General features: G+C 34.4%; 12 protein-coding genes. 1 reads left to right on the top strand and 11 read right to left on the bottom strand.

Going from position 1 to position 9,308, the window contains the following annotated elements; genetic code table 11:
- The 10 genes from IGI68_RS12260 to dcm all read right to left on the bottom strand — a co-directional run.
- The coding region (locus tag IGI68_RS12260) for a replication initiation factor domain-containing protein (RefSeq protein WP_438733341.1) at positions 1–901 on the bottom strand (901 nt) is incomplete at its 3' end.
- A gap of 106 nt (positions 902–1,007) precedes the next feature.
- Entirely contained in the window at positions 1,008–1,253 is a 246-nt protein-coding gene (locus IGI68_RS12255) for a hypothetical protein (RefSeq protein WP_438733339.1), read from the bottom strand.
- Between the two features lie 16 nt (positions 1,254–1,269).
- On the bottom strand, positions 1,270–2,025 hold the full coding sequence (locus tag IGI68_RS12250; protein ID WP_438733337.1) for a peptidoglycan amidohydrolase family protein: 756 nt from the start codon (positions 2,023–2,025) through the stop codon (positions 1,270–1,272).
- Positions 2,026–2,434: 409 nt separating this feature from the next.
- The gene (locus IGI68_RS12245) at positions 2,435–3,271 is read right to left on the bottom strand and encodes a tyrosine-type recombinase/integrase (protein WP_438733335.1); all 837 of its coding nucleotides are present in this window, start codon (positions 3,269–3,271) and stop codon (positions 2,435–2,437) included.
- Between the two features lie 101 nt (positions 3,272–3,372).
- Complete coding sequence (locus IGI68_RS12240; protein ID WP_438733333.1) at positions 3,373–3,522, bottom strand: YvrJ family protein; 150 nt, start codon at positions 3,520–3,522, stop codon at positions 3,373–3,375.
- Positions 3,515–3,742: a hypothetical protein gene (locus IGI68_RS12235; protein WP_438733331.1), complete on the bottom strand. Its 228-nt coding sequence runs from the start codon at positions 3,740–3,742 to the stop codon at positions 3,515–3,517. Before IGI68_RS12235 ends, IGI68_RS12240 begins: the two co-directional genes overlap by 8 nt.
- 8 nt (positions 3,743–3,750) lie before the next feature.
- Complete coding sequence (locus IGI68_RS12230) at positions 3,751–4,014, bottom strand: DUF2922 domain-containing protein (RefSeq protein ID WP_438733329.1); 264 nt, start codon at positions 4,012–4,014, stop codon at positions 3,751–3,753.
- 45 nt (positions 4,015–4,059) lie between these two features.
- The gene (locus tag IGI68_RS12225) at positions 4,060–4,305 is read right to left on the bottom strand and encodes a hypothetical protein (protein ID WP_438733327.1); all 246 of its coding nucleotides are present in this window, start codon (positions 4,303–4,305) and stop codon (positions 4,060–4,062) included.
- A gap of 707 nt (positions 4,306–5,012) precedes the next feature.
- On the bottom strand, positions 5,013–6,083 hold the full coding sequence (locus IGI68_RS12220; RefSeq protein WP_438733325.1) for an HpaII family restriction endonuclease: 1,071 nt from the start codon (positions 6,081–6,083) through the stop codon (positions 5,013–5,015).
- Entirely contained in the window at positions 6,080–7,333 is a 1,254-nt protein-coding gene (gene dcm / locus IGI68_RS12215; RefSeq protein ID WP_438733323.1) for a DNA (cytosine-5-)-methyltransferase, read from the bottom strand. The genes IGI68_RS12220 and dcm overlap by 4 nt, the downstream gene beginning before the upstream one ends.
- Positions 7,334–7,659: 326 nt before the next feature.
- Between dcm and IGI68_RS12210 the strand changes: the two genes are divergently transcribed.
- Positions 7,660–8,085, top strand: coding sequence for a helix-turn-helix domain-containing protein (locus tag IGI68_RS12210; protein WP_438733321.1), 426 nt, complete (start codon positions 7,660–7,662; stop codon positions 8,083–8,085).
- Positions 8,086–8,098: 13 nt separating this feature from the next.
- Here IGI68_RS12210 and IGI68_RS12205 read toward each other — a convergent pair whose 3' ends face one another.
- Positions 8,099–8,818: a replication initiation protein gene (locus tag IGI68_RS12205; RefSeq protein WP_438733319.1), complete on the bottom strand. Its 720-nt coding sequence runs from the start codon at positions 8,816–8,818 to the stop codon at positions 8,099–8,101.
- Between the last annotated feature and the right edge of the window lie 490 nt (positions 8,819–9,308).

The raw sequence follows: 9,308 nt of genomic DNA, 5'->3' as shown, positions 1-9,308 counted from the left end.
TTTGTCTATCAATCCAAGCTTGAAAATCTTCAATTGTCCGCTCAGTAGTTTCTCTAGTTAATTTTAATTTCCCAACATTATGCAATAAAGTCTCCCACCACTCCGCTGTCTCCCAACTTCTTTTCCTGGTATTTTCTTCATTGGGTATTAAAAAACGGATATATTGATTTAAAACGGCTAAAGCAACTTTACCAACACCTTCATCATTATTTTGCAGAAAATATCGTGATAAATATTTCGCTCGATCTCTTCTAAAAACAATCTCTAATCGCGTCCACTCTAAAATTTCTGGTTCAATTTCAACGTAATTTTTAGAAATTCTTTCCAATCCTTTATCATAAATCCGACAAAATATATCAGAAGTCTGTTTACCTAAATAAATGGTTCGCCCTTTAAATGAATTATCACCGAGGTTTCGACTTAAAATTAGATCCCACGTCTTCCATTTCGAGGACACGTTACCTTGCTCTAATTCATGCCAAAATGTATCAAAATTAATGATTTCATCTTTTTTATCATCGATGGCTAAGTCTATTCTTGTAAATTTATTTTCTTTTGATTCAGCCAGTACTAAATAAAAAAGCTTGCGGAAATTACCTTTTGCTTCAAAAGCGCGGCACCCTTGCCCAGTCATAATCACATGAACGCCATTTCGATCATTTTTGATAGGATTATCTGCAAAGTCAGAATTATATAGAATAAAAACTAGCCCATTAGACCATTTGAGCTGCGTATTGTATCCAAATCGTCCTTTTGGTAAAGGTTCAAAATCAGCGGATTTCATCAATAACATTTTTTCGATGATGTTATTTAAACAATCCTTAAACACAGTAAATTCCAACCAGTCAAAATTTGCACTTAAAAAGTCGCTCAAACCGTTGTCACGATTGAAATCTTGCACTATCTAACCTCCTTAATAGTTACACTGTTCAGGACATCACGCCCCCCTATTAGTTACCGGGGGCGTGACCTGGAACTTTCACTCATTTTATTTGTTTTTGTTATTTCTAATTAATTAAAGTGACCCAGTAATCTTCATTTTTATCAAAATAATAACGTGCTCTTTCCACATGTAGATCGCCAACTAAAATAATCGAAGCAACAATATTGGTTAATGGTTCTTGATATAGAATTCTGCAGATGTCACAGTCATGATCATAAATTACAATGCCATTTCGAAAAAATGGTATCGGGACAAGCTCATCATCTTCCTCTCCTATAACATCCAAATAATATTTTTTAACCCAGTTCATATTATCGCTCCCTTTTTTAGGTGATAGAACCATGCGGATTTATTGCGCCGATCTCGATGTAACCATATCCTGTTAATCGTGGTTGGCATGCCCATAATTTACCTTCAGCGACTACAATATTATCAAACTTGATGATATCGCCTTTTCTCATTTGCGCAATCAGGCTACCTTTATTAGATGGTTTAGTCAATAATTTAACAGGACCATTCAACGTATATTTTTTCAATTTTATTTTCCCTCCTAATATTGTGATTGGATTATTACTACTATTGTTTTTGAGACGGTAGCAATAAAAATACATACGACCACTATTTAAAAAAATGATGGCATAATCATCAATGCTAATCCCATTCCGACCATAATTGCAATGGATCACGTTTTTGCTATCAATAAACATACCAGTATGCCCGTTAGCATACGCACTTTGGCCTTTCTTTCCCCAAATAAATATGTCGCCACTCTGAGGTACCCACTCACGATTTTCAACATGTAATTGATAGCCATTTTTGACTAAATAAGTATGTAAAGTTTCCGTTGATGGCGGATATTTTTCAGTGGATCCACCACCTTTTAACAGCGCTGCATATAAAACACCACTACAATCACCAGTGCCATCTGTACCAGTTCTACTGCCGTACATCGAGTAAGTAATTTTTTTCGCTCGTAAATTTTCAAAATGATTAATGGCTGTATTTACATTCATTTTTATTTTTTCTCTCTCCTTTAAACCTTGCCCTTTTGGAAAAGGGCAAACCCTAAAACTTAAAATCAACCCCAACCCCACTCATGGGGCTTACGGTTCGCCACCGTGGGGCAAGGGAATGGTCTTACCATCCCCTGGGCTTCTAGCGTGGAAACTAGATACTAGCTATCAACTCCTTATCCTCAGTCGCTCACGCTCCTTCCGGTACCGTTGACAGCGCCATGTATATTTATTGGCGGTATATCAGACTAAACTAATTGTTAGCTCATATTTGTAAACGATAGTCTAATCTCGGTGCAGTCAATGGCAAGCGTAGCGATAATTGACGGCTAAACCACTAGCTAGACGCTAAGTTTGCGGGAATGGCAGACCATTCCCCTGCCGTTAGACGGCGAGTCGAAAGCCCCATGAATGGGGTTGGGGTTGATTAACAAAAGTTTTGGATTTGCCCTTTTCCAAAAGGGCAAGGTCTTGTCATTTAATTATTTTGCCAAATGGTTGGCGCGATTGATTTAAAATTGATTTTGGCTTTTTGTGTGTAGTGAGCTGTCATGTTGATGTTTTTATGGCCCATTAAGCGCCGAATTTGCTCGATTTCAACGCCTTTTTCCAGGAGTCTAGTGGCAAAAGTATGACGTAGTGTATGACAGGACATTTGGATTCCGGAAATATTGCTGAATTGGGTGGCATATGTTTGGAGTGTTCTGGGGCTACAGCGAGTGACAGGTAAAGAGGAAATATCTAAATCAAGTGTATGTTCATATATTATTTTGGCGGCATTGGAACACATGACAGGGACCTCTCGATCACTCCCCCATTTTGCTCCTTCAATTGTTAAATATAGTGCGCCATTTTTATGCAAGCTAATATCTGAGAGTTTTAATTTGCAGGCTTCACTGACACGACAACCACCAAATAACATGAGTAAGAAACCTACATAGAGATTTTTTTGTAAATTGGAAGCCCAAGATAAAAATTGTTGCTGTTGATCGGATGTTAAAACTTTGGTATCTGGGTATTTCGCTCGTAGTTTGAGTGGGGCCAATACGGGATTAAAATCGGTTCGCTCGCCATTGAGTATTAAAAAATCAAAATAATTTTTGACGACGGATAAGATATTATTGATGTATCGTTCGGATAGTCCCTTATTCAATAAATCGTTCTTAAATAAAATCATTGTCGCAGGTGTTAGAGTTCTTGGATCGTTTCCGGTCGATTTTAGAAAGTCATGAAAGATTTTAAGTCGAGCATAATACGTGTCAATCGTGCTATTGGCTTTGTTTTCCGTCATCATTTGACTGAGAAATTTTTCCAAATTTTATTTTTCACTCCTCTCAAAATGGCATAGATTAAAAAATCTATCGTGTGCTATTTTTGCCAATCGCAATTTTTTCAAAAAACGACTGGCAAAATTTATTACTTATTTTCTTTTTTGAATTCATTTAGCAATTGATTCATTGTATCGTTGAATTTTTGCAACGTGTTTTCTAAGCGAAGTAACATGAATAATGCAACAAAAATGGGAAATCCTAAATTGGCAATCTGCGAAATAATATCCTCAGTCAAATGAAAAACCTCCCACTTTGCGTTCTTTTACGACCTTTTGACCTATGATATCTGCAAAGTTTTCTCCGCAAATGTTACATAAATCAAATGAACCGCAAAGCATTGTTTGTGTTTTTGCATCAAGCATTTCACAACGATAAAAGATATCTTTTACACGCTCACATGATTCGCATTTTTTGTAGCTGGGATTTTGGAATGTTACGATTTTAAATGCATTCATAGCATTTTTTACGCTGAAATATCGAAGTCTGTTGTTAATACAGTACGTTCGATAATTTCTGCTGAATCCTTTCCAATTAATCTACTTGCGGTTTTCATAAAGTAAAAAACATTTGTATTGATGATAGTATCCATTGCAGCTTCGATGATTTCTTTGGTCAAATCCGCTCGTGGATAAGGGATTTGAATTGAGGTTGTGCGATCGCCATCATTCGTTTTAAACGTTAGACGTAAAAACTTTACAACTTTTACTGTTTCGACTGGTTCTGACATTTTCTTTTTAGCTCCTTTCAATTTGATGATTTTCAGATTACAAAATTAAAAAATGACAAATGTTTGAATATCTTCGACTCCTTCCAAATAGGAATCATCTTCTGCGTTAGTGACGAGTGCTAAGATTGTTGTTGCGACAGCTTTTAGATCGTCATCAGTGACGTCTTGACTGACGTTACTCATTGACAATTTTTTGAGTTCTGACTTTGGATCGTGCTCCCAATTGTCGTGATTAAACAACAAACGAATTCTACGACTATTCCAAGTTTTGATTGCTTGTTTTTCTGACATAATAACACCTCCTTGTGTTAAATCTAACTTGTTGTAAGCGCTTTATCAACGCTATAAAAAGATTATAAAATCTACGCTGTTATAGGTATGTACGCGGTTTTTGAACAGTCTGATTTATCAGTCTGTGATTTTGTTCTTTTGCACTTTGTCGTCGTTTTTTTGACGACTGAGTGCTTGAGCGCAAGTGAAAAAAAGACAGTCTGCGATAGCAGTCTGTCTGATGTTTTTCGAAGTGGCGCTGTGCGAAGCAGTGCGTCACGAGTTGCGCCATTTATGGCGCAAAGGCACTCTGGTCTAAGCGAGCGTAGCAATCTTGTTGTGAGTGTTTCGACGGAGGTCGAAACAGGAACGACAAGCTCCCCCCCTCAGAAAATAAAAGTTGTAGTGTGTTTTACTTCAATCCCTCCTCTAAGAGCGCGGTTTTTGCGCTCAATGAGGGGGGGTGTGACCACTCGCTTGGTAGACCAACCTGAACAAAAAACGCAGGGGGGGAGTGTGATTGTGGAGCGAGCGGTGTTAATCGAGTTAAAGTGCAGTGGTAGCAAACTTGGGTTGCGTCAATCAGGGCGAATGCTGCGACAAATTCGTGTGTAGGAACGGATAAAATGCCAGTGTAAGCAGACTTGGCAGTAGCTGCTCCGTGAAGCCCGTAGGGTAGGAGGAGCGAATGCGAGTCAGCTTACACGCAATCTGGATATAAAAGCAAATTATTTAATAAAGCGGAATGCCAAATTTATTTTAATTAGTTGGCAATCGTCTTCTTCATATATATCCCCATAAAAATGTTTTTTCTTTGAACCCTCTTCAAATCTCACATTGTTAAATAAATAATCTTTTAATGCATTTCTATTATATAAATGGAAGCATGCAAGTTCTCCGTTATCTTTAACTACAATATATCCCCCAGTTGCTTCATCATTACCGTCCCATTTTGTTCCAGGAACCATACCAAGTGCTGAACTCATTAGGAATTTTTTTACTTTATATTCATATAATTTTTTATCGTTATCTGATAAATTGCTAAGATGAGAATCAAAAACATCTTTAATGTGTTTCACATTATTTTTTTTAGCTTCATAAATTATTTCTGCTAAGATTTTAGGCATAGAATAGTCTATCATCTTTAAATTAAAATCGAAGGTGTCATTATTCATTTTTACAAATTGCAGAGAACTTCCTAAAGATTCAATTTCTTTTATTTTAATAGGGGGATTAACTTTACCACCTTTTTTATTTCTTATACCATTTATTCTTAGCACATCATTGTTACTTATTTTAGGTTCGATTTTATAAATAAAATTTGTAGCCTGGGAAGAGTTTAATAAAGTAGCTGGTTTTCCATATTGTGATTTGATACTAAATTCTAAAACAGGATCAGAACCCGTTAACACATCGTGTATTTTTATTGTGATATCACTTTTCTTAGTACTGTCTTTTTTAATTTTAGTAATTTTAATTTTCTCTATAAAAGGGTTTAATTCAGGGATAACGTTATTTTTATTATTAACACTTTTAATCTTTTGTGAAAAAATTTGAGCTGCTTGATCAAAATCAGAAAAAGAAACAAAGAAATTTTCGTTTTCTGTTTGTATTAAAACAGAGCGTTGATTTTCAACACGTCTGTATTCATTGTTATCTGTAAATATACTGAGAATGTTATACATTAAATGGGATTGAAGATTTAAATCGGCATCTGCCCCATACAATACTCCTTCAGCTAGCAGTTTTACGAGCACGTAAAATTCACTCCATTCGCCTATATTTCCTTTATAAATCATTTAATCCCCCCTAAACAGTTGATCTTATCAGACATAAAATATGCCATTTCCTCTATTACAGGGATTGTAACGGAATTCCCAAATTGTTTATATTGTTGTGTATCTGAAATTGTATCAGGGAAAGAGAAATTGTCTACTCCATTATCATCAATAAAAGCATAGTTGATAAAACCCTGCAATTTCCCCCATTCTGTAGGTGTCATATTTCTAATCCCTACATTATTTATAGGAGTATGTTTATTTGGTACAGTTTCTCCAGCATATTTATTACTATCCAATATGAGATTTCGTTCTTTCCCTGACCCCCCCGTGGCTAGTAGTGCATTAGAAATCGGATTTTCTATATCTGGACTATTGACAATCATATATCCAAATCCATTTCCTTTTGATTTATGTCTGTTTTTATGTTTTTCTAAAGTCTGTAACATACCAGAGGCTAAGTAATATTTTTTAGGAACATCTTTTTCTAATACATCATTCAAATTATTATAAATAGTTCCACGTCTTCTTGTTTTGGGTAATTCTCCAAGGATAGATTGAATATCTTGTTTTTCTATTTTTGAAAAAAATGCTTTATTATTAAATCCCATTAAATAAACTCGAGGTCTGTTTTGTGGCATACCAAAACTTTTAGAATTTCGAATCAAAGAATTTTTATTCCAAGTTAATCCACCATTGTTATCACTATGAACACCTACTATTGTGTAGTCCAGTTCGTTAATTAGAACATTTAAGATTACTTGAATAGTTTTTCCTTTATCATGAGACAATAGATTATCTACATTTTCCAGTAGAAATGCCTCGGGTTTGTTTTCTTTAATGATTTCAGCAATATCAAAAAAAATAGTTCCTCTAGTATCATCTAAAAATCCTTTTTCTGTACCAGCTCTACTAAAAGATTGGCATGGAAATCCGGCTAGTAACACGTTGAAATCTGTTTTTAAAATTTTATTTTTAAATTCTCGATCTGTAATATCTCCAGAAGGATCTTCGTTGTACAAGTGCCGATAGGTTTGAATTGCATATTTATCTATTTCTGCAGAAAGTACATTAGAAAAATCGCCAGTTAATTCGAACCCTTTTCTAATACCTCCGATTCCTGCACATAAATCGATAGTTTTCATCATAAAATGTTCCACCTTTATAATTTTTATTACAAAATATTTTATTAAAGCTATATTATTTTTAACTAAAAGAAGAATCAATATAACTTTTATGTTATTTAAAGCTTTGGGTAACATAATCACCATTACAAGAACCTGCCCGTCTCCCAAGGGATACAGCCGTTTTGTTTGTGAATTTTATTTTTGATTAAAAATTAGAGCATCCACACCTTGATTTTATAATGTTTTAATTCTTTCTAACTTTGTGAATTAGAAAAGAAAAAGTATTGATGAATGTTATTTTATGATTCATTAACGATACATCATCTTATATATCCTTGTGTAAGATTACTCCATTTTTGATTGAGTATCAATAAACTTCCGATTTATTAAGTTAACCTCTTTTTATTTATCGCTTTCATTGATACAATCAATAGTAATAAGTCGAATCAATATGAATCGGAGGTGAATTGATGGGTGAATCACTTAGAACTACTAAAGAAATAGCTGATTTATTAGGTGTTAGCAAGTCTACAGTGTATAGATACATCAAATCAAACGCAATTCATGAAGCGAGTCAGAACGGTTCAGCTTTGCTTTACGATGAATCAGCACTAAAGCTTATAAAACAAGGTTTATCAATCCCCACTGAATCAGAAGTTGATTCAGACAGAATCACTAAAGAATCAGTCGAATCAGTGCAAAAAGAGCTTATAGAGACATTAAAAAGTCAAATTGAGTCACAAAAAGAACAACTAGATATAAAAGATACGCAAATAGCAGAATTACAAAAAGCAAATGACCAATTTCAGCAATTATTACTATATGAGCAACAAAGAAACACTAAATTAATTGAAGAAAACACAGATAAAAAAAGATGGTGGACCTGGTGGAAATAAAATTGGCTAGAAATTAATCTTCTAGCCAATTATGCATAGGTACGCTTATTTTAGTATTATCATGTTCTTTCTCATGAAAGAAAAATTCTAGGCGATCAATCCGATTGCCTTTTTTGGCTTTTATTTTTTTAATCTCAAATGGCTCGAAGTATTGAGACAACTCTTTTTTAATTGGATGCAAAACTTTTTGTGTGATATGTGTCATACGATAACTTCGTGGAATATCTAAAAGCTCCCTAAAATCATCCATTTTAACGGTATAGTAGCCGCTGCTTTTAAACTGCTTTAAAAGGCGATACATTGACTTTGAATAACTCGATGACAAAGATGTAAACTCTTTTAATTCGAATTGCGTAAACTCGCTAGAAAGCTCGTTTAAAATGTACTCTAACTCAGGTTGTACAGAAATCTCTACGTATTGTTGCTTAGGATTGATTCTAAATTTAGTAAATAGAACAAATTTATCAATCACGCCCTCGTCGTCCTCGAAGCGATACTTTAAATCTAACATTTTATCGTAGACGCCTTCTAAATCTTTTACAAAATGCTTAGTGGCTGTCATTTTATAGTCACTAAGGTCTTTTAATTCTTCAAAATCAAATTTAACGACACTAACGCTTTTGTTTTTCATTTTAGCGCAAATTGAAAAAAATAAATCCATTTCTTTTGTGTTAAATTTTCTCATTGGTATCGTATTTAATTCATTTTTATATTTTACTGTCAATTCTTGCATATCGATCACCTCACGTCTATCATACTATAGACACTTTTTAAAATCAACGGTGTCTTTATCAAGATAATTTGGTGTCCTTACTCAGATAATTTGGTGTCCTTACTCAGATAATTCGGTGTCTTTACTCAGATAATTTAGTGTCCTTACTCAGATAATTCGGTGTCCTTAGGGTATCTCTAGCCTTAGAGCCCCAATGGATACAGCTCCCCTAAAAAGGGTTTAAAAAGGTTTAAAAAAGATATTAAAAAAGATATTAAAAGAATAGGCGTATAGTTATATTTATTTTTCTATCTTTTAAAGAATAAAGAATCTCTAAAAATCCACTATTCAACATTCTGACTATCATTCGCTAGATTTACTTGTCTATGATATTTAACAATCGCTTCTTCATGTTTTGGTTTAAGTCGTGTCACAGCTTCGTTTATAATACGATTTAACCAATCGGTTTCGCCTTCTTTTGCCTTCATGATTGCTGCTAAAGTTGGACCGA

Source organism: Enterococcus sp. DIV1314a (assembly GCF_051713805.1).
Classification (GTDB): Bacteria; Bacillota; Bacilli; order Lactobacillales; family Enterococcaceae; genus Enterococcus_I; species Enterococcus_I aquimarinus.
This window is presented reverse-complemented; position numbering and strand designations above follow the sequence as displayed.

What these genes read in the sequence shown, in the direction of transcription:
- IGI68_RS12255 (WP_438733339.1), bottom strand. Translation starts at nt 1,253, where the DNA reads ATGAACTGGGTTAAAAAATATTATTTGGATGTTATAGGAGAGGAAGAT.
- IGI68_RS12235 (WP_438733331.1), bottom strand. Translation starts at nt 3,742, where the DNA reads ATGAATGCATTTAAAATCGTAACATTCCAAAATCCCAGCTACAAAAAA.
- IGI68_RS12230 (WP_438733329.1), bottom strand. Translation starts at nt 4,014, where the DNA reads ATGTCAGAACCAGTCGAAACAGTAAAAGTTGTAAAGTTTTTACGTCTA.
- IGI68_RS12225 (WP_438733327.1), bottom strand. Translation starts at nt 4,305, where the DNA reads ATGTCAGAAAAACAAGCAATCAAAACTTGGAATAGTCGTAGAATTCGT.
- IGI68_RS12220 (WP_438733325.1), bottom strand. Translation starts at nt 6,083, where the DNA reads ATGATTTATAAAGGAAATATAGGCGAATGGAGTGAATTTTACGTGCTC.
- dcm (WP_438733323.1), bottom strand. Translation starts at nt 7,333, where the DNA reads ATGGTGATTATGTTACCCAAAGCTTTAAATAACATAAAAGTTATATTG.
- IGI68_RS12210 (WP_438733321.1), top strand. Translation starts at nt 7,660, where the DNA reads ATGGGTGAATCACTTAGAACTACTAAAGAAATAGCTGATTTATTAGGT.
- IGI68_RS12205 (WP_438733319.1), bottom strand. Translation starts at nt 8,818, where the DNA reads ATGCAAGAATTGACAGTAAAATATAAAAATGAATTAAATACGATACCA.